This is a genomic window from Catenovulum sp. SX2, assembly GCF_052056295.1.
GTDB lineage: Bacteria > Pseudomonadota > Gammaproteobacteria > Enterobacterales > Alteromonadaceae > Catenovulum.
On the sequence record NZ_CP182493.1, the window covers coordinates 2,437,070 to 2,457,381 of the forward strand.

The window sequence follows — 20,312 nt, forward strand, 5'->3', positions numbered from 1 at the left end:
TAATGACATTGCGAATTGCGATAACACCAGGTGAACCAGCAGGCATAGGGCCAGATTTAGTCCTGCAGTTGGTGCAACAGGATTGGCCTGCACAATTAGTGGCTATTTGTGCAAAGTCTTTACTTGAATCACGCGCACAACAACTAGGTGTAGAACTTGAGTTGATTGATTATGATGCCGAGGCGAAAGCTCAACCACAGAAAAAAGGTACATTAACGATTTTAGATGTGCCACTTGAAGCTGACGTAGTTTGTGGTGAACTAGACGCGAAAAACGGCCATTATGTAGTGGAAACTATGCGCATTGCCTGTGAAAAAAATATGTCAGGTGAGTTCGACGCTATAGTTACGGGCCCAGTGAACAAAGGCATTATTAACAAATCAGGTATTTCATTTAGTGGGCATACTGAATATTTTGCCCAAGAATCGAACACAGCTGATGTGGTAATGATGTTAGCTACTGAAGGTTTGCGTGTAGCGTTAGCAACTACTCACATACCTTTGGCGTATGTATCTAAAGCTATTACTTATGATAGAGTGATCAAAATCACTGAAATATTGCATAGTGAACTCAAACATAAGTTTGGTATTCAAAAGCCAACGATTTATGTATGTGGATTAAATCCACATGCAGGTGAAGATGGCCATTTAGGCACTGAAGAAATCACCACTATTACCCCAGCGTTGGATCATTTACGCGAGCGCGGCATGGATATAGTTGGGCCCTTACCAGCTGATACCTTATTCCAACCTAAATATTTAAAAGAAGCTGATGCAGTATTAGCTATGTATCACGACCAAGGTTTAACTGTACTCAAGTACAAAGGTTTTGGTAAAGCTGTGAATATTACTTTAGGTTTGCCGTTTGTAAGAACCTCAGTTGATCATGGCACAGCATTAGATTTAGCCGGTACAGGTAAAGCTGATGCGGGCAGTTTTAAAGTTGCTTTATCTGAAGCAATTAAATTAGCTTCGGACAAAAAACAATGAATGATAGAGTGCACTTAGGCCATAAAGCACGCAAAAGATTTGGTCAGAACTTTTTGACCGACGATTATATTATTGGTCATATTGTTGATGCGATAGACCCAACCAATGATGACATTTTAGTTGAAATCGGCCCAGGTTTAGGGGCATTAACCTTTCCTGTATTGGAGCGGGTTAAACACTTAAATGTTGTTGAGCTAGACAAAGACTTAGTTGCGCGTTTTGAATCAGATGCGCTATTGGCGCGTCGTTTAACTGTTTATCAGTCGGATGCGTTAAAGTTCGATTTTACTCAACTGCTGCAAACCGATAAAAAAATTAAAGTTTTTGGTAACTTACCCTATAACATCTCAACCCCGCTATTATTTCATTTATTCACTTTTGCTGATCAAATTGAAGATATGCACTTTATGCTGCAAAAAGAAGTGGTTGATCGCATGTGCGCTGAGCCTGGCTCTAAAGCCTTTGGCAAATTAAGTGTGATGACACAATATTATTGTGATAGCTGTTTAGTAGCAGATGTACCACCAGAGAGCTTTAGCCCACCACCTAAAGTTGATTCTGCAGTGATTCGTTTGGTGCCTAAGGCAAAACGTGCTGATGTAGACGTTGAAGTGTTGCAAAAAGTTGCAGGTGCTGCGTTTAATCAAAGACGCAAAACCATTCGCAACAGTTTAAAAGACTTAATCAGTGCTGAAGAGTTAACCGAGTTAGGCATAGATCCGACAGTACGTGCAGAAGCTTTGCAACTAGAGAATTTTTTCCAAATTAGTCAATTTATCAGTAAGAAGTAACTTTTATGACAAATACCACAGAGTTGGCTATTCAAATAGATACAGAAACACATTATGTAGAAGAGCAGTCGGATGCTGCTGCAAACCGTTATGTGTTTGCCTATACCATTACTATACAAAATATGAGCGACCATCCGGTGCAGCTAAAAAGCCGTTATTGGTTAATTTCTGATAGCAATGGTAAAAAAACGGAAGTAAGTGGTGACGGGGTTATTGGTCAACAACCTAACATTAAACCGGGTGGCAAATTTGTTTACACCAGTGGTGCTGTAGTGGAAACGCCAGTTGCGACCATGCAAGGTTATTACACTATGTTGAATTTATCTGACCAAAGTAGCTTTGAAACTCAGATCCCTGTGTTTAGATTAGCCCAACCTAATATCTTAAATTAAGACAGTTTGTAACAAATGGCGCATTATTTTGTAGGTGATATTCAAGGATGTTATGACGAGTTAATGCGCTTGTTGGAGCGGGTTGATTTTGACCCTAGCCAAGACAAACTTTGCCCCGTGGGTGATTTGGTCGCACGCGGGCCTGCCTCAGATAAAGTTGCTAAGTTGATGTTAGATATTCAAGACAGTGTATTAACTGTGTTGGGTAATCATGATTTGCATTTTTTATCGATTTTCCATGGGCTGTTTCAGCCGAAAAAAAACGACAAGTTAGACACTTTGCTCAAAGCACCTTTTGCCGAAGAATATGCCAACTGGCTGGCACAACAACCGCTTATTCGTACTTTCCCTCAGTTGAATATTGTGATGTCGCACGCTGGTTTGCATCCGCATTTAAGCTTGCAACAGCATTTAGACATGAGTGATTGGGTACAGCAGGTATTAGCGGGTGGCAAAATTAAACCTTGGTTAAAAGCCATGTATGGCGATAAGGTTAATAAGTGGCAAGCTGACTTTTCATTGCAAGATAAGTTTAATTTTATTATTAACGTTACTACGCGTATGCGATACCTCAAAAACAAAGGCCAGCTTGATTTTAAGTGCAAAGATACTTTGGCCGCAGCGCCGGATAATTTAACCCCTTGGTTTAATGTGCCTAGAATGGAAGATGTTGATTTTCAGATTGTTTTTGGACATTGGGCATCATTAATGGGTTGTGTGCAAAATAAACAGTATATGGCGTTAGATACTGGCTGTGTGTGGGGACAGTATATGACTATGTATTGTGCTGAAACTGCAACTAAATATCAGCAAGGCGCGTTATTTTAGTTTTTGTGCCGCTGCAGGGAAGTCGCCGAGAAGTCAGCAGGCAAATGGAGTATTACTCGCAAAAGCGCTTCAAGGTCATCCGTGACTCGCTCGCACAAAACATCCATGTTTTGTGAAGTTTTGCTCGCAACACACCCATTCACCTGCTTTAGCACTTTTATTGCTGCTGGTTACTTATTGGCGATCGAAAAGTCAGATAGAAGTCTGTTGGAATGCTAATTTTCTAAAACTTCAAAAGGCATGGATTGGCGAAAAGCGTTTTGAGAAAATTATGCTTCCAACGGGCTGAATTACATAGACTTACAGCGCTATTAGGTTTGCGTCGCCAGCTGGGCTGGCGGCAGAGAAATCAGCAGGTAAATGGAGTATTACTCGCGAAAGCGCTTCAAGGCCGTCCATGACTCGCTCGCACAAAACATCCATGTTTTGTGAAGTTTTGCTCGCAACACATCCATTCACCTGCTTCGGCATTTTTATTGCTGTCTGAATTCGTTTCGCGATATATATGCTGTGTTCTGATTCTTAAAGCACAACTTATGCTAGTTGAGGTACTTGGTAACTGGGGGCAATGAACCAACCTCCGATTACATGGATGTAATCGGCGAGCGACCAAGGACGGCTTGAAGCGTTTGGTGAATTGACCGCAGTTTCAAAGTGCCGTTTCCATTGAGTTAACAGCGGCTTTGCAGCGTTTTGAGAAAATTATGCTTCCAACGGGCTGAATTGCACCTACTTGCAGCGCTATTTGACGTTATTTTCAATTAAACTCTATTACTCGGCAGGCGAAGCAATCTCCACTAACAAAGCAGAATATGGCGACAACTTAATTTGTTGACCTTTTTGCAAATACAAGCCCAAAGCAAAACAGTTTTGTTCAACCAAAGCATAATTTTTTGCAAGTTTGTAATCAACAGGCTTATCCGACAAATTAAAAATGCATAATATGCAAACCTGCTCGTCAAAGCGGGTAAAACTTAACAATTCGCCTTCCACTTGCAAATTTTTCATCTCACCTAATCGCATAACTTCAGAATTTTTTCGCCAGCTAAGTAAATGTTTGCAAAAATTCAGCATAGAATCATCGTCTTGCAACTGATGACTCACCGCCAAAGCCGAATGGCCTTTTGCCACAGGCAACCAAGGTTTAGCTTGGCTAAAACCACAGTTCAATTGCTCATTCCATGGCATAGGTGTGCGGCAGCCATCACGGCCCTTAAATCTAGGCCAAAAACGAATGCCGTACGGATCACACAAATCCACATATTCAATATCCGCCTGTGGCAACGCAAGCTCGTCTCCTTGATACAAACACGCTGAGCCTTTTAAACTCAACAACAGAGTATGATAGAGCTTGGCTTGTGCCAAGCTGCCTTTGCCACCCCCCCAACGATTACGCACCCGCACAACATCATGGTTACCAATTGCCCAACACGGCCAGCCGCCGGTAATCTTTTGATTAACTTGATTAATCACTTGATGCAAATAACTTGCATGGCATTCATCGGTTAAAAGCTCAAAATTGTATGCAAGGTGCAAGCGAGTATTGCTGTGGGTGTATTCCGCCATAGTTTCAATCGAATCTTCAGCGGCAATTTCACCTAGAGAAATTGCCCCAGGGTACTGATTAAGCAATTCACGTAAATCTTCAATAAAAGCGATATTTTCCGGGCGGGTATTGTCGTAATAATGGTATTGATATGCATACGGGTTATCGGTAGAAAAGCCTCGGCCGCGGCGTTTGTTTTTGGACTTAGCTGGATTGTTGGTTAACAAGCTGTCGTGAAAACAAAAGTTTATTGCATCGAATCTAAAGCCATCAATGCCCATTCGTAGCCAAAATTCAGTTTCATCCAACATTTGCTGGCGTACAGCTGAATTGTGAAAATTTAAACTCGGTTGACTGCTTAAAAAGTGGTGTAAATAATACTGCTCGCGGTGGGAATCCCACTCCCATGCGCTGCCACCAAAAATAGATAACCAATTATTTGGTGGCGTACCATCGTCATTGGGATCAACCCAAATATACCAATCTGCTTTGTCATTGCATTTACTGCTACGGCTCTGTTTAAACCAAGTGTGTTGATCTGAGGTGTGGCACAACACCATATCCATCAGTACTTTCAGGCCCAAACTATGTGCTTTGGTGACAATTTTTTTCACATCTTCTACATCACCAAACACAGGGTCGACTTGGCGATAATTACTAATGTCGTAACCATAGTCTTTCATGGGCGATTTAAAAAAGGGCGATAACCACACAGCATCTACCCCAAGGTTGGCAATATAATCCAGCTGAGCGTATACGCCTGGTAAGTCACCAATACCATCGTTATTGCTGTCATAAAAACTACGAGGGTAAATTTGATAAATAACTGCGCCTCGCCACCAACCACACTGAATCATTGTCAATAAACCTGTAACAAACTGCTTTCGAATCCAACGAAAGATTAACTTTTATGCAGCATAGTTGACATCCACTCAGCTCAGCAATGTTCCTGCATACGTATGCATAATCTGCAAAAAATTAACAGAATTGACGAATTTAAAGTTTTTTGTTTATGTGATTTTTTTGTTTAAGTTATTGAAATTTATTTTATTTTTATTGTTTTGGTTGGTGTCTGAATGTGTGCAAAAAACGCTCAAATAGTGTGAATTAGTTGTAAATGCATAATTATGAATACGTATGCAGTTTGTTGTTGTTGTTGAATTATTGCGACTAATATTCATGCAATGCACTGTGACAGGTGTGCAGTTTAGTCACGGGTTTTACCCAAGTGGTTATCAAACACAACAAGTTGCCAATAGAAGGCAAGGGGATATACACATGAAACAATTTAAACCAAGTTTGTTAACTTTAGCGTTAGCGACAACCGGACTCGTATCTGGTTATTCGTATGCAGCTGAAGAAGGCGCGGATACAGAAGTAGAAGAAGTTATTCAAGTCCGTGGTTTTCGTGCAAGTTTAATTAAAGCACAATCGTTGAAACAAGATAATAGCTCTATCGTCGAGGCGATAACTGCTGAAGATATAGGTAAATTACCTGACTCTTCAATTGCTGAATCATTAGCCCGTTTACCTGGGTTGGCTGCGCAGCGTTTAGATGGACGCGCTAGCTCTATTTCTATACGTGGTTTAGGTGAAGATTTTAGTGCAACTACGTTGAATGGTCGTGAGCAAGTATCGTTAAATGACAACCGTGGTGTTGAATTTGACGTTTATCCCTCAGAAATTATGAGTGGTGTAGTTGTATACAAAACGCCAGATTCGACCCTTATGACTCAAGGTGCCGGTGGTACTATTGATATGCAAACGGTCAAACCTTTAGCTCATGGAGACCGCTCATTATCGTTTTCATTGCGTGGTGAAGTGAATGATATTGGAGCACTCAATCCTGATGGTGAAGATACTGGTTGGCGTGGCAGTGCATCCTATATTGATCAATTTGCGGATGATACGATTGGTGTTGCCTTAGCTGTAGCTCACATGTCTTCACCGAACAACGAAGAGCGTTGGAATTCTTGGGGTTATCCTGGCAGCTTTATTGACGCAAATACTAATGAAGTTACCTCTGAGGCAATGATTGATCCTGACGGTGTACCTGATTCTGGTGATGAAATTAGTAATCATCCAGTTTTAGGATTTGGCGGTGCTAAACCTTTCGTTCGTTCAAGTAACTTGACTCGTGATACTCTCATGGGGGTATTAGAGTTTAAACCAAATGACAATATTCATATCGTATTAGACGCTCTATACATTGACTTTGAAGATGAAAAAATCTTAAGAGGTATTGAAATTCCCGGGCAGTGGGGTGTTTGGGATGGTGGTTTTGCATCAGGCATTGACTACACTAAATGGGAAGGTGATTTCTTAACCGAGGGAACTGTTGAGGGAGTTCGCGGTGTATTACGTAATGACTATGAATTGAGAAAAGCGGAGTTATTTGCCGCAGGTGCTAACATTAAAGTTGCCGTTAGTGATTCTTGGACGGTAGAAGCTGACTTAGCAATTTCTCAAACAGATCGCCAAGTATGGAGTATGGAAAGTTACGCAGGTAGTGGTCGTGGTAATAGTCGAGGTGTCTCGGATAATATTAAATTTGAAGTTTTGCCGGGCGCTGAAGGTATCAAATTTACTCCTGAATTAGATTATTCTGACGAAGCCATTTTTAAAATGGGTGGCGCATTGAGTTGGGGTGACGGTAACCCATTGGTTGATGGTGGTGATGACCAAGACGGGTTTATTAATAGGCCTGAGATTGAAGATGATTTAACTACTTTAAAGCTTACCGCAACTAAAACTTTTGATTCAGGCATATTCCGCAAGTTAGATGTTGGTGTTTATTATAGTGATCGTGAAAAATCTAAGGTTGATGTTGGTGACTTTTTAACTTTAAAAGGTTTTGCCACTGCTGACGGGACAGTATTAGACGAAGATTTCATGCTTTCTATCCCTGATGAATACAAACTTGCGCCAGTATCTTTAGACTTTATTGGGATGGGAGATATGGTTGCATATGACTCTTTCCGCTTCTATCAAGACGGTAACTATTTAGCGACTCCGGAGAATTTAACTACCACTGGTCGTTGGAATAACACTTGGTCTGTTAGTGAGAAAGTAACCACTGCATTTGCTAAATTAGATTTAGACACAGAAGTGGGCAGCACTGTTGTTACTGGTAATGTTGGTGTACAAGTGGTTCGTACTGAGCAGTCTTCATCTGGTTATAACTCATGGGTAGAAGGTGGCTTGGTAGAAAAACAAGCTATTAGTGACACGTATTCATACACAGAGGTGTTACCAAGTCTGAACTTGAGTGCTGAAGTAGCAGATAGTCAATATGTGAGATTTGGTCTTGCGCGTACAATGTCTCGCTCGCGTATGGATCGCATGGCAATTAGTGGTGGTGCTACATTTGATTCAGTCAAAAATATTCCAGGTGCTACACTAGCCACTTCTCCTTGGGGCGGTAAATTTGGTAATACAGCTTTACGTCCATTAATGGCAGATCAATTAGATTTAACTTATGAAAACTATTTTGCTGATGAAGGTTATTTTGCAACAGCATTTTTCTACAAAGATTTGTCTGGCTGGCAGCAAGAAATGCCTCGCTACTATGACTTTTCTGGCTTAGAGGCTCCTGAAGGCCAAGTCCCTGAAACCAATGAAGGTTACATTACAAGTTGGGAGAATGTAGGTGATGGTTCTGTTCGAGGACTTGAGTTTACAGTATCTCTTGGCGGCTCCTTGATTTCTGATGCATTGGAAGGCTTTGGTACGATTTTAAGCGCGACCTACTTAGATTCGGAAGTGTCTTTTAGTTACGATGTACCAGGGACGGCAGATGAAAATGGTAAGTTGCAAACGGTTGATGTTTCTTATGATGTACAAGGATTATCTGACCGAGTGTATAACGCTACTGTGTACTATGAAAACAATGGTTTCGAAGTTCGCGTTAGTATGCGTAAACGCAGTGATTTCCTTGGTGAAGTAAATGCGATCAGCTTTACACGTACTCCAGTTAACGTGAAAGGAAGTGAAATCATTGATGCGCAAATTAGCTATGATTTCTCTGAAGCTGGAATTGATGGTTTAGTGGTATCACTACAAGGCCAAAACTTAAATAACGAAGCATTCGTGACAGAGTTTAATCGTGGTGTAGGTGATGTACGAGATTACCAAAATTATGGACGTAATTTCCTTTTAGGTCTTAATTACTCGTTCTAATTCAGTTTGTTAGTCTATACTTTTAAAGCCCCCTTGTGATTTTTCACTTGGGGGTTTTGTTTATTGGTAAAGGGTGTTTATATGATTAAAAAGGTGGTGATAGTTGGTGGTGGCTCTGCTGGCTGGATGTCTGCAGCTTTCTTATCAAAACTAATGGGGGCAGAGATAGATATCAAGTTAGTTGAATCGGATGCTATTGCCAGTGTGGGGGTTGGTGAAGCAACAATCCCACCTATCCAGCTTTTTAATAACCTTCTAAAAATTCCAGAAAAAGAGTTTTTAGCCGCAACCAATGGCACAATTAAACTCGGCATTCAGTTTGAAAACTGGGCTAATATTGGCGACAGTTATATGCATGCATTTGGTCATGTGGGCAAGCAGTTAGGATTAACACAATTTATTAATTATTGGTCTAGAGCAAAACAACAAGGCTTAAATTATGACCTGTGGGACTTTTCACTGAATTATCAAGCAGCAAAACAAGGAAAGTTTGCCCAGTTAAATACCATACCAGGTACTGACCTTCCAGGTCTAACCTATGCTTACCACTTTGATGCAGGTTTATACGCAAAATATTTGAGGAACTTAAGTGAGCAGCAAGGAGTTCAACGTATTGAAGGAAAAATAACCAAAACTAATTTGAACGCGAATTCCGGCTATATAGAATCAGTTAGTTTGGAGTCGGGCGAGGCCATTGATGGTGACTTATTTCTAGATTGCTCTGGCTTTGCTGCATTGTTGATAGGTAAAGCATTAAATACTCAGTTTGACGATTGGACTCATTATTTACCTTGCGACCGAGCAATTGCAATGCCGAGCTCAGGTGTAAATAAACCAGTACCCTATACTAGAGCTATTGCTCATGAGTATGGGTGGCAGTGGCAAATACCATTACAGCATAGAGTTGGAAACGGATTAGTTTATTGCAGCCGCTTTCAATCAGACGAAAGTGCTTTAAAAACTTTAGAAAATAACCTTCCTGGAGACGCTTTAGCAGATGCAAAATTAATCAAATTTCGAACGGGTCGCAGGGTAAAACAATGGAATAAAAATTGTATCGCAATAGGTTTGTCTAGTGGTTTTTTGGAGCCAATGGAATCAACCAGCTTACATATGGTTCAATCTGCATTAATTAAGTTAATTAAGTTATTCCCTCGAGAGCAAATTCAGCAGCAAAGTATTGATGAGTTTAATTATCAATCACAGGAAGAAGCCTTGAGGATAAGAGATTTTATTATCTTGCATTACCACCTAACTAATCGCACTGATTCTCAATTCTGGCGTGATTGTAAGTCGATGCAAATTCCTAAAACGTTAAGATACAAGATGGAGTTATTTACTTCGACCGCCAAAATATTCAGAAAACGGGATGAACTATTTTCTGAAGATTCTTGGCTGCAGGCATTTATCGGACAAGGATTATTGCCACAAGATTATCATCCAATGGCAGATCATATTTCAGCACAACAATTAGAAGAGTTTTTAGCAAACTTTAAGTTGATCGTAGATAAAACGGTTGCTGGATTACCAATGCATGAACAGTATTTAGCGTTAAATCGAGATAATATGGTGCGTTTAGGCTGATGCAAAATAGAAAGAAAATAATCATTGCTGGAGGTGGCACAGCCGGCTGGATGACTGCTAGTTTAATGAATAAGCAGCTTGCGCATTTAGGCTGGGATATTTGCTTAATCGAGTCTCCAGATATCGGTATTATTGGCGTGGGTGAAGGCTCGACACCGCAACTGAAATCCTTTTTTGACAAACTAGAAATCTCAGAGAGCGAGTGGATGCCTGCTTGTAACGCTACCTATAAAAATGGTATTTCCTTCAAAGGTTGGTCTGGTCGTGAAGGTTATACTGATTATTTTCATCCGTTTGGTTCTATGTTAGATAAACATACACAATCGGCATTTATCTATAATTGTTATCAAAAACGCTTGGGGTATTTATTAGAAACTAAACCGGATAAATTTTTTATTTCTGCTTATTTAGCTAATGCTCAGCGAGCACCTTTGCCTATTCACCAATTTCCATTTGATGTTTTATATGGCTACCATTTCGATTCTCACTTGCTTGGACAATATTTAGCTGAATATGCTAAGTGTCGCGGTGTTGAGCATATTTCCGAAAAAATTACCGATGTAATTTTAACTACTGATGGTTCAATCGATTCAGTCTGTTTGGAAGGTGGGAGAATAGTTTCAGGTGACTTGTTTATAGATTGTACTGGGTTTAGTGGCTTATTGTTACAAAAAAAATTGTCCGTTCCCTTTATCTCATATGCATCTAACTTATTTAATGATGCGGCCGTAGTAGTGGCTACTGAAGCTGACAATACGCTCGATTCACAAACAACTTCTGTTGCTATGCCACATGGCTGGCGTTGGAAAATACCTCTGACAACTCGCACCGGCAATGGTTACGTTTATAGCCAGAAATACTGTACTAAGGAGCAAGCCGAGGTTGAGTTTATTGAGGCGTTGAATTTACCTTCAACCCATGAACATGCCATTCGCCACCTTAAGATGAAAGTTGGCCGAGTTGAACAGAATTGGAAGAAAAATTGTATTGCTATAGGGCTATCTCAAGGTTTTATTGAGCCTTTAGAGGCGACAGCTTTACATGTTGTTCAAGAGAGTATTGAAGGGGCTATTCGAGTTATTTTAGCTGGAATGGACGAGCTGAATATTCGAGAGTTTAACAATGATATAGCGCAAAGATTTGAAGGTATTCGAGATTATATAGTCTGTCATTATCGAGCGAGTGCAAGAGTTGATAATGAGTATTGGCGTGATAATACCAGCAATCAACATTTGTCTGATTCGTTACAAGAAATGCTTACTGTTTGGCTGCAACAAGGAGATATAGCGCAAGTTCTGCAAAAGCGTAATTTAAACCGGTACTACAATACTCTGTCTTGGCACAGTTTGTTAGCTGGTTACGGTGTTTTTCCAACAGAAACACAATTAATCCAAGATAGTACAAAAGATAGTTTTCCTATGCATCAGATATCCGATTTTTTACAGCGCTGTATGATAAATTTTCCAAACCACAATGAAGTTTTAAGTTAGGGTTGTCGTATGGATATTTGGCAAGACATGCAGAAAATTCCAGTTTATTCTGAGGTTGAGAATGAATTTTTTTGGCAGAAAATTTTTGTAGATGCTAAACCCGCTGTGCTTAAAGGTTACGCTTTTAATATGCCTCTACTGCAACAAAATAGCAGTGATCAACATATTTTAGATGTGCTAATCAATAGCGCTAATCAAAGCCCTTTTGAGGCATTTATTGCCGACGTTTCAACGAAAGGACGTTATTTTTATAATAGTCAATTTAATGGATACGATTTTGTAAGAAAACCTTCAAGCTTTCGTTATCTGGTTGATTTTATTAAAAGTGGGTTGGGTAAAGCCGATTTTCCTCATGTATACGCCGGCGCGATTAGAATACCGCAAGTATTTTCAAGCATTCGAGAACAGTTTTCTTTAAATTTATTATCGGACGTAGAGGATAAATTAGAATCTCTATGGGTTGGTAACAAAACAATAGTTCCCGCTCACTGGGACTTACCACAAAACTTGGCGTGTGTGCTTGTTGGTAAGCGGCGTTTTACACTGTTTCCCCCAGAGCAATATGCCAATATGTATGTTGGACCAATCGACAATACGATCGCTGGACAGCCATGTAGTTTAGTTAATTTACATAAACCAGATTTAGAAAAATTTCCTAATTTCGCTGAAGCAATCAAACATGCTCAATATTATGATCTAGAAGCAGGCGATGTAATCTTTATCCCGAGTATGTGGTTTCATCAAGTTGAAGGATTATCTGACATTGGGATTATGGCTAATTTTTGGTGGCGCGAAGGAAACCCTAATTTGATTTCACCCATGCTGACGTTGAATCATGCTTTACTGTCCCTTAGGGAATTGCCTGCCACTGAAAAAAGAATTTGGCAGCAGATTTTTGACCATTATATTTTCTCTGATACTGGGAAGTCGGTAGACCACATACCGACTAATGCGTTAGGGGTATTAGGAGCGGCTAGTTCTGATAAATTTGAGTTCATCAAGCAGCAACTTATAAAAACATTGAAATCAACAGGAGAGCTATGAGCTCTCCGGTTAACTTTACAAAAATCTCTGTAAAAACTTTTCCATCTCGGTAAACGCAGTTAATCTATGCTCTGCATTTGATAAGTGGTGATCCCCTTTATCTAGCTCTACAAGTTTAACGTCTTTTTTCGCGTCTTTTAGTTCATCATACATATCTTCACTTTGATCAAAGCGCACAACTCTATCTTTGCTACCATGAATTAATAGCACTGGAATGTTGATTTTTTTCGCGTGTTTAAGTGGTGAATTTTCCCAGAGTTGGTCGTAATCATCGCCTACTTGTTTTTTCACTACGTCAAAATTGGTAAAGTTGCGGCTGCCTTTTACCAAAGCTTCAACATCGGTAACACCGGCGAAACTGATTGCACATTTATATAGGTCAGGGGTTTTAATTGCGCCCATTAGTGCCGCATAACCACCATAGCTCGCACCAACAATACATACTTTGTCTGGGTCGGCTATGCCTTGTTTAATCGCCCAGCGGGTGGCGTCTTCAACATCGTCTTGCATAGCTTGTCCCCAAGCTTGAATACCTTGTTTTAGGAAATCGAAACCATAACCGTATGAGCCTCTAAAGTTCATTTGTAAAACGGCATAACCTCGGTTGGCAAAAAATTGAGTCCAATAGTCAAAACCATCATCGTCGAAGGTAATTGGTCCACCATGCGGGTGGATTATGATAGGTAATTTTTGTCCTTCTTTGGCATTTTTAGGTTTAGTTAAATAACCTTCAATAGTCAGACCGTCTCTAGCTTTATAACTGATAGGCTTTTTCTCAGCTAGCACTTCTGGGGTTAGCGCGTTATAGCGGTACGCCAGTACTTCCATTACTTTCTTTTTTCTATCGCCCATTAGGTAAATGCCAGGCTCAGTATCAGAGGTGGCTAAAACAACATAGTTGTTTTCATCTTCACTCATACTGACAATATAGTTGTCTAAATCAGGTAAGGCTTTGTCAATTGCGTCACGGAAAGCTTTAATATCTTCATCCCAAATCCAGTCTCCGATACCTATTACTTTTTTTAAATGGCGAGAATAACGTAAGCCGCCAGTTACGTCGTAACCATCTTTGGCTTTAACCAGTTCTAATTGACGCTCTTTGCTGGCTAAGTTTACTTTAAATACAGCATCATAGCCTTGATGAACAGCTTTTACATAAAGCTCGTTTGGGTTTTGACCAAAGCCGATTGGCCATACAGCTTCTTCGCTAAAAGCAGCAAAGGTCCAAAGTTTTTCGAAGTCGTCTTTGTCTTCTTCACCAACAGGCACATGATAAACGGTAAATACTGCGTCTTTTTCTTGGATAGCGATGCGCACATTGCCTTGGCGATCGGTCTGCCAATTGAAGACATCTGTTTGTGCTGGCTGAATATAATGGGTGTTTCCACCACGCTCTAACGCAATTTTTGCAACGCTTGGTTCTCCACTATATTCGTGACCTGCAATTTGTAACAAATAGTGATTTGGATCATCAGGTAAAATATCAATTACGTTACTGCGCACATTGGGTATATAACTCAAGCGCTCCATAAATGAGTTTGGTATTGCTGGTTTTAGCTTTTTATCGCGCAAATCAAACTTCATCAAATGCCATTCGGTAATGGGAGTACCTTGGCGGCTAGAGGCGAATTTGGCTTCAACTAACAAAATATTGTTATTCGCCCAATAAATGTCACTAATAACAAACTTTTTGTCTTCAACAAATACTGGGAATGAACGTTCTTGGGTTTCGAAGTTATATAAATTTATCGCAGTGCCTAGTTTGTCTGCTGTATCTACCCGGATCAGCGAAACTATGTGTTTACCATCAGGCGATACGTGAATGTTCGACACATCTGGTTTTGAAGCAAAGGCTTTGGTTGGCAGCGTAATATTGTCGTTAGTTTGCTGATTGGCAAAGGCCAAACTAGGTAATAGTAGCAGTGTGCAAAAAATTGATTGAATGCGTCTCTTCCGATGCATATCCCTGTCCTTTTTTGTTATTAAGTCATACTTTTGGCCGCATATTTTAACTAATTGTACAAATTTTTAGTAGTGTTAAATTTGAATACGTATGCAGTAAATTGATGTTAATGCAATGTTGATATTAGGATCTATCCTTTAAGGTGGCGACAATGCTTTGAGGTTAGTATGCACAAACATGGTTCTTTTGGACTAGGCTTAATTAAATATTTTGTCATTGCAGTGGCGTTAGCCGGCTGCATTCAAACAAGTCCAAAAATGGAAAATTCCGCAACTAGCCATCAGGCACAAACTATATATGTTCGAGGTGGCTTTAACGGCTGGAGCACAGCTACCGAGTTTGAGCGCACTGAACAGCTGGGTATTTATATCGCTAAGAGTAAAATTACCATGGGTAACCATGGTTTTAAATTGGCGCCTTCTGATTGGTCGTTTGCTTGGGTAGTTGCTGCGCATAAAAACCAAGTAGTCGAGTTAGAGCGTGAATATGTCTTGGATACGGCGGGTGGTCAAGAAGATAGCCTGTTTATCGAGAGCCGTGGTTTGTATCAATTCACCTTAGATTTAACTCAAGCTGACAAGCCTAAATTGACAATTCAAATGTTAGCTACAGACGCTGATAGTGTTAAACCGCCACACCAAGGTGAAATGACCAAGTTACAATTTAATCGTTTTAACGGTGATGCGGTTGAAGCTGTGTTTTCGGCGCAAGTTCACGATAATGGTTTACGTGAATATGTGCATTCAACTACACAAGCGCTGCGTGACCCTGTACCGTCATTTAGCCTGTATCAAGAAGATGCAAATTTACCGAGAGTGCGCAGTGGCAACACTGCTTTTGATGCTTTATTTGCACTGGCGGTTGATGAAATGAAACTCAACAGTGTTGAGCAAATTAAAGACGGCAACTATAACCATGGCAAAGCGATAGATTGCAGTTGTTTCGAAACCGGCGAAAAATGGAATTACGTATGGACACGCGATTTATCTTACGCGGCGCACTTAAGTTTGGCGCAGTTTGATCCAAAGCGTGTGCAAAACTCTTTACTGTTTAAAGTGTCTGCTTTGCGTGATTCTGCACCCGTTAGTCCATTTTTAGCTGGCACAGCACCTTATAGCCAAATTATTCAGGATACCGGCAGCGGTGGCAGTTGGCCTGTCAGTACCGATCGTATGACTTGGGCTTTTGGCGCAAGTGCGTTACTATCGAATTTGCCTGAATCGCAACGCAAGCCGTTTGCCAAGCAAGCGTATACAGCTTTAGTCAATACAATTGAAAACGACCGAATCGCCGCTTTTGATGTTAACTTAGGTTTATACATGGGTGAGCAGTCGTTTTTAGATTGGCGTGAACAAAGTTATGCGAGTTGGATAGTTAATGACTTAAGTTCAATGTCGACAGCCATCTCTCTATCCACTAATGCCGGACATTACCAAGCTTTACTATTAGCTGCAGATCTCGCTAAACAATTGGCAGATGTAGCGGCAGCTAATAAATACCAAGGGTGGGCAGCATCACTAAAAGCTTCAATTAACCAGCACTTATGGCTTGAAGATAAAGGGTTATATTCAAGTTTAACCAGTGGTCATTATCACAAAGTTGCGTTAGAAAAATTTGACTGGTTGGGTCAATCACTGGCGATAATTACTGGTATAGCGTCAGACAAACAAACACAAGCTATTTTAGCTGCTTATCCGCATGGTGCCATGGGCGCACCGGTTATCTTTCCGCAACAACCGAATATTCCTGTGTATCACAACCGAGCTATTTGGCCATTTGTCACAGCTTATGGGTTGAATGCAGCGGTTAAAGGGCAAAATGTAGCTGTAACCCAAGCTGGACTGGATACATTAACTCGAGCCGCAGCGTTAAACTTATCTAATATGGAAAACTTAGAGTGGTTAAGTGCCGAGCCTATTCTGTTGGATAAAAACAATCCACAACTATCTGGCCCTGTGATTAATTCTAAGCGTCAATTGTGGTCGGTTGCGGCATATCTAAATTTAGTCGCTAATACTGTATTTGGGATTAATACCAGTCAGCAAGGAATTGAATTTAAGCCATTTATTCCAAAAGAATTTAAAGAGCAGTGGTTTAAACACAGCCAGGTTATTAACTTAATTAATTATCAATGGCGTGACAAACAGTTTGATATTCAAGTCAAATTTGCACCATCGAATAAAAAGTTTGGCGCTTATGTGGTTAAACGGATAAAAGTGAATGGTTTGGCGAACAAAGGTCTGCTCAGCGAAAATAGTTTAAAACAACACAATTTAATTGAAATTGAATTGGCACTTGATGATAAGTTAGATAACCGCATCAATTTAGTCGACTCAACCCCATTAGCTTTTGACCCCTTGGTTTATGCACCTTTAGAGCCAATGCTCAGTGCTGACGCGCAAGCAGAAGGTGTTGTGCTGAGCATAACGGATAGAGGCAACGCCCAATTAACCGCCGCGGAAATTGAATATCAGGTTTATCGCAATGGTCAATTATTGCAGAGCATACCAGCCCAAGCTGATACAACTAGTTGGGTTGATAAAAATGCTGCTGGCCAAGCGCATTGTTATGCTGTGGCTGCGCGTTTTGTTAAAAGCCAAAATCAGTCGCACCTATCTGAAGTAGTATGTACCGGCGCACAACAGCAAATTTTAGTTGCTGATAAACAGCTAGTTAGCAATAAAACCAAACAGCAACTGAATGAACAAAGTGTTTTGGTACAGTGGGGCGAAGCCGACGATACACTGACAATTGATTTTTCAATTGAAACAGCTGGTATATATGCCATTCAGTTTAATTATCACAATCCAGCCAATGCGATTAACTTAGGTATCAGTAATGGGGTAAAAGTTTTACAGTTATTTGATAAAACCAATCAACAAACAATAACGGATGCTGTAGTGCAATTTCCACACACCCGTGTGGACAAAACTCGCTTTGGAGATAACTTATCTACCCCAGTTGAAGTTGAACTAAAAGTAGGCAGTTACCAGCTGAATTTACACGACTTTTACAACATGAGCTACCTAAAAAGTAATACTAATTACACTGCGGCAGGTGGGATCAGCGGAATTTCCAATAAGTTTGATATTTATGCTGTAACATTTGTGTTACTTCCATTAAAGTAACGCCCGTGTAACTTCGCGTACACACACATGGGCAAACCGAGTATGGAATACATCGGTATATAGGGGCGATTTAATTTGGCGGATAATCAAATATAAATCGTCTCTAAATTAATAACTATATTACTTTATTGAAGAACACAAAATATGCAATTAACAGATCTAGATATAACTATATTTATAGTTTATGCAATCGGGCTGTTGATTTTGGCGCTCTGGGTTTCTAGAGAAGATAAATCACATCAAAAAAATACTGAAGATTACTTTTTAGCGAGTAAATCTCTTCCTTGGTGGGCAATTGGCGCCTCATTAATCGCAGCAAATATTTCTGCTGAACAGATTATCGGTATGTCAGGCTCTGGTTTTGCAATTGGTTTAGCTATAGCTTCATACGAGTGGATGGCAGCCATTACCCTACTTATTGTTGGTAAATACTTCTTACCTATCTTCCTTGAGCGTGGCATTTACACTATGCCGCAGTTCCTCGAACAAAGATATGACAGCCGTGTACGTACAGTGATGGCGACTTTTTGGTTAGGCGTATATGTACTTGTTAACTTAACCAGTATCTTATGGTTAGGTGGTTTAGCGGTTGAAACTGTATCAGGTATGCCTGCGTTGTTTGGCATGATCTTTATCGCTATTTTCTCTATCGCTTATTCTTTATACGGTGGTTTGAAAGCGGTTGCCTTTACTGACATTATTCAAGTTGTATTGTTAGTTGGTGGTGGTTTCATTCTAACCTACATTTGTTTAGATACCATTGCCGATGGCCAAGGTGCAATGCTTGGTTTTAATATGTTATTAGAGCAAGCGCCAGAAAAATTCGACATGATTTTGGCTAGTGATCACCCTAACTACATCGACCTACCGGGGTTATCTGTATTGTTAGGTGGTATGTGGATCATGAACTTATCATATTGGGGTTTTAACCAGTATATTATCCAACGTGCACTAGCTGCTAAAGATATTAACGAAGCGCACAAAGGTATTGCTTTTGCTGCTTATTTAAAAATCTTGATGCCAATTATCGTGGTATTACCAGGTATTTGTGCAGTGTTAATCGCACCTGATTTAGAACGCCCAGACAAAGCTTATCCTGAAATGATGACGCTAATGCCAGAAGGCTTAAAAGGTTTAATTTTCGCTGCTTTAATTGCCGCGATTGTTTCTTCTGTAGCTTCTATGACTAATAGTATCTCAACTATTTTCACTATGGACTTATACAAACATGTGAAAAAAGACGCGAGTCAAACTCACTATGTAAATGTTGGTCGTATGGTCAGTTTATTGTCACTAGCTATTGCAGTTATTGTTGCTAAGCCTTTGTTAGCCGGCTTTGAACAAGCGTTCCAATACATTCAAGAATTCACAGGTTTCTTCACCCCAGGTATCTGTGTGATCTTTATTTTAGGTTTGTTCTACAAGAAAACCACTGCGAATGCTGCATTAGTCGCAGCTGTTGGCTCGGCAATCTTGTCTTTAGCCTTTAAGTTTATTTTCCCAGACTTACCATTTATGGATCGTGTTGGTTTAGTCTTTGTACTTTGTATTGCGTTAGCAATTGGTATTTCACACTTAGAAGGTGGCAAAGGCGAAAAAGGTGTTGATTTAGCCGGTATTTCTTTTGATACCAAATCTACCTTTAACCTAGCTTCAGTTGGCTGTGTATTGATTCTTGCTGGTTTATACGCCGCTTGGTGGTAAAGAAACTGCTTAAGCTACTTAGCTGATTTTAAAGCCCATTTAGATTATGTCTAAATGGGCTTTTTTGTATCTAGTCGAACAAAAAACAATCTAATCGTATTTTCCTATTAGAGCGATTCAATCAGTTTGATTTTAAATTAAATGCGAATTGTTATTATTAACACATGCCCAAGCGGTTTGGGTCAATCTTTAGGAGACAGGTTAATGATTAAAACAATTACTTTTGCTGTTATGCACTTTTCTGTTGCTTTTGCGGTAGCTTGGTTATTAACGGGTGATATTGTAATAGGTGGCGCAGTCGCTATGGTTGAGCCAGCGGTAAACACAGTTGCTTACTACTTCCATGAAAAAATTTGGAACCGAATTAAAAACAAAGTATTTGTATCTGAACAACAGGCGCAGGTTGTCAACTAACCTCAGCTGAGGCTCCCGAGGAGATATTATGCACTTAAATAATTATCAGAACATGGACGTTAATTTATTATTGTCTATCGTCAATATGAAGCTGCGTAACAGTCAAATTAGTTTGGAAGAGTTATGCAGTGAATATGACATGAACAAAGATATTTTAATTTCGCGTTTGGCTAAGTTGAATCTTAGTTACGACCCAGCAAGTAACCAGTTTAAAGCCTGCTAACTGCATACGTATTCACTGGTTAATATTTTTACAAATT

Annotated in this window: 15 protein-coding genes; 12 read left to right on the plus strand and 3 right to left on the minus strand. The window is 40.1% G+C overall.

Translation table 11 applies throughout. The features are described 5' to 3' along the window. Positions 1-2: 2 nt before the first annotated feature. Genes pdxA through ACMZOO_RS10240 form a run of 4 tightly spaced genes read left to right on the plus strand, consistent with a single transcriptional unit; the run spans position 3 to position 3,000 of the window. A complete protein-coding gene (gene pdxA / locus ACMZOO_RS10225; RefSeq protein ID WP_440903257.1) occupies positions 3-989 on the plus strand; it encodes a 4-hydroxythreonine-4-phosphate dehydrogenase PdxA in 987 nt (328 codons plus the stop codon). Beyond that, the gene (rsmA, locus tag ACMZOO_RS10230) at positions 986-1,780 is read left to right on the plus strand and encodes a 16S rRNA (adenine(1518)-N(6)/adenine(1519)-N(6))-dimethyltransferase RsmA (protein ID WP_440903258.1); all 795 of its coding nucleotides are present in this window, start codon (positions 986-988) and stop codon (positions 1,778-1,780) included. Before pdxA ends, rsmA begins: the two co-directional genes overlap by 4 nt. Before the next feature lie 5 nt (positions 1,781-1,785). Further along, complete coding sequence (apaG, locus tag ACMZOO_RS10235) at positions 1,786-2,172, plus strand: Co2+/Mg2+ efflux protein ApaG (RefSeq protein WP_016954179.1); 387 nt, start codon at positions 1,786-1,788, stop codon at positions 2,170-2,172. Between the two features lie 15 nt (positions 2,173-2,187). Continuing rightward, positions 2,188-3,000, plus strand: a complete 813-nt coding sequence (locus ACMZOO_RS10240) for a symmetrical bis(5'-nucleosyl)-tetraphosphatase (protein ID WP_440903259.1) — start codon at positions 2,188-2,190, stop codon at positions 2,998-3,000. A 300-nt stretch (positions 3,001-3,300) separates the two neighbouring features. On the opposite strand, the gene ACMZOO_RS10245 is transcribed toward ACMZOO_RS10240, so the two are convergent. Further along, entirely contained in the window at positions 3,301-3,471 is a 171-nt protein-coding gene (locus ACMZOO_RS10245; protein ID WP_440903260.1) for a hypothetical protein, read from the minus strand. A gap of 300 nt (positions 3,472-3,771) precedes the next feature. Continuing rightward, on the minus strand, positions 3,772-5,403 hold the full coding sequence (locus ACMZOO_RS10250; protein WP_440903261.1) for an alpha-amylase family glycosyl hydrolase: 1,632 nt from the start codon (positions 5,401-5,403) through the stop codon (positions 3,772-3,774). 421 nt (positions 5,404-5,824) lie between these two features. On the opposite strand from ACMZOO_RS10250, the gene ACMZOO_RS10255 reads away from it, so the two are divergent. From ACMZOO_RS10255 to ACMZOO_RS10270, 4 genes are all read left to right on the plus strand, one after another. Further along, a complete protein-coding gene (locus tag ACMZOO_RS10255; RefSeq protein WP_440906298.1) occupies positions 5,825-8,725 on the plus strand; it encodes a TonB-dependent receptor in 2,901 nt (966 codons plus the stop codon). 81 nt (positions 8,726-8,806) lie between these two features. Continuing rightward, the gene (locus ACMZOO_RS10260) at positions 8,807-10,309 is read left to right on the plus strand and encodes a tryptophan halogenase family protein (protein ID WP_440903262.1); all 1,503 of its coding nucleotides are present in this window, start codon (positions 8,807-8,809) and stop codon (positions 10,307-10,309) included. After that, complete coding sequence (locus ACMZOO_RS10265) at positions 10,309-11,799, plus strand: tryptophan halogenase family protein (RefSeq protein WP_440903263.1); 1,491 nt, start codon at positions 10,309-10,311, stop codon at positions 11,797-11,799. The genes ACMZOO_RS10260 and ACMZOO_RS10265 overlap by 1 nt, the downstream gene beginning before the upstream one ends. 9 nt (positions 11,800-11,808) lie before the next feature. After that, positions 11,809-12,843, plus strand: a complete 1,035-nt coding sequence (locus ACMZOO_RS10270) for a cupin-like domain-containing protein (RefSeq protein ID WP_440903264.1) — start codon at positions 11,809-11,811, stop codon at positions 12,841-12,843. A gap of 15 nt (positions 12,844-12,858) precedes the next feature. Here the strand turns inward: ACMZOO_RS10270 and ACMZOO_RS10275 are convergent, their stop codons facing one another. Continuing rightward, positions 12,859-14,805 carry an alpha/beta hydrolase family protein gene (locus ACMZOO_RS10275; RefSeq protein WP_440903265.1) on the minus strand — a complete coding sequence of 649 codons (1,947 nt, stop codon included), beginning with the start codon at positions 14,803-14,805 and terminating at the stop codon, positions 12,859-12,861. A gap of 168 nt (positions 14,806-14,973) precedes the next feature. Here ACMZOO_RS10275 and ACMZOO_RS10280 point away from each other — a divergent pair, with 168 nt between their 5' ends. From ACMZOO_RS10280 to ACMZOO_RS10295, 4 genes are all read left to right on the plus strand, one after another. Next, complete coding sequence (locus ACMZOO_RS10280) at positions 14,974-17,934, plus strand: esterase (protein ID WP_440903266.1); 2,961 nt, start codon at positions 14,974-14,976, stop codon at positions 17,932-17,934. 144 nt (positions 17,935-18,078) lie between these two features. Next, complete coding sequence (locus ACMZOO_RS10285) at positions 18,079-19,638, plus strand: sodium/sugar symporter (protein WP_016956043.1); 1,560 nt, start codon at positions 18,079-18,081, stop codon at positions 19,636-19,638. A gap of 204 nt (positions 19,639-19,842) precedes the next feature. Continuing rightward, positions 19,843-20,052 (plus strand): DUF2061 domain-containing protein, encoded by a 210-nt coding sequence (locus ACMZOO_RS10290; protein WP_440903267.1) that lies wholly within the window; start codon positions 19,843-19,845, stop codon positions 20,050-20,052. 28 nt (positions 20,053-20,080) lie between these two features. Beyond that, a complete protein-coding gene (locus ACMZOO_RS10295; protein WP_440903268.1) occupies positions 20,081-20,275 on the plus strand; it encodes a DUF4250 domain-containing protein in 195 nt (64 codons plus the stop codon). The last annotated feature ends 37 nt before the right edge of the window (positions 20,276-20,312 follow it).

Coding starts and splice junctions, on each gene's coding strand:
- pdxA (WP_440903257.1), top strand. CDS start 3: ATGACATTGCGAATTGCGATAACACCAGGTGAACCAGCAGGCATAGGG.
- rsmA (WP_440903258.1), top strand. CDS start 986: ATGAATGATAGAGTGCACTTAGGCCATAAAGCACGCAAAAGATTTGGT.
- apaG (WP_016954179.1), top strand. CDS start 1,786: ATGACAAATACCACAGAGTTGGCTATTCAAATAGATACAGAAACACAT.
- ACMZOO_RS10240 (WP_440903259.1), top strand. CDS start 2,188: ATGGCGCATTATTTTGTAGGTGATATTCAAGGATGTTATGACGAGTTA.
- ACMZOO_RS10245 (WP_440903260.1), bottom strand. CDS start 3,471: ATGCCGAAGCAGGTGAATGGATGTGTTGCGAGCAAAACTTCACAAAAC.
- ACMZOO_RS10250 (WP_440903261.1), bottom strand. CDS start 5,403: ATGATTCAGTGTGGTTGGTGGCGAGGCGCAGTTATTTATCAAATTTAC.
- ACMZOO_RS10255 (WP_440906298.1), top strand. CDS start 5,825: ATGAAACAATTTAAACCAAGTTTGTTAACTTTAGCGTTAGCGACAACC.
- ACMZOO_RS10260 (WP_440903262.1), top strand. CDS start 8,807: ATGATTAAAAAGGTGGTGATAGTTGGTGGTGGCTCTGCTGGCTGGATG.
- ACMZOO_RS10265 (WP_440903263.1), top strand. CDS start 10,309: ATGCAAAATAGAAAGAAAATAATCATTGCTGGAGGTGGCACAGCCGGC.
- ACMZOO_RS10270 (WP_440903264.1), top strand. CDS start 11,809: ATGGATATTTGGCAAGACATGCAGAAAATTCCAGTTTATTCTGAGGTT.
- ACMZOO_RS10275 (WP_440903265.1), bottom strand. CDS start 14,805: ATGCATCGGAAGAGACGCATTCAATCAATTTTTTGCACACTGCTACTA.
- ACMZOO_RS10280 (WP_440903266.1), top strand. CDS start 14,974: ATGCACAAACATGGTTCTTTTGGACTAGGCTTAATTAAATATTTTGTC.
- ACMZOO_RS10285 (WP_016956043.1), top strand. CDS start 18,079: ATGCAATTAACAGATCTAGATATAACTATATTTATAGTTTATGCAATC.
- ACMZOO_RS10290 (WP_440903267.1), top strand. CDS start 19,843: ATGATTAAAACAATTACTTTTGCTGTTATGCACTTTTCTGTTGCTTTT.
- ACMZOO_RS10295 (WP_440903268.1), top strand. CDS start 20,081: ATGCACTTAAATAATTATCAGAACATGGACGTTAATTTATTATTGTCT.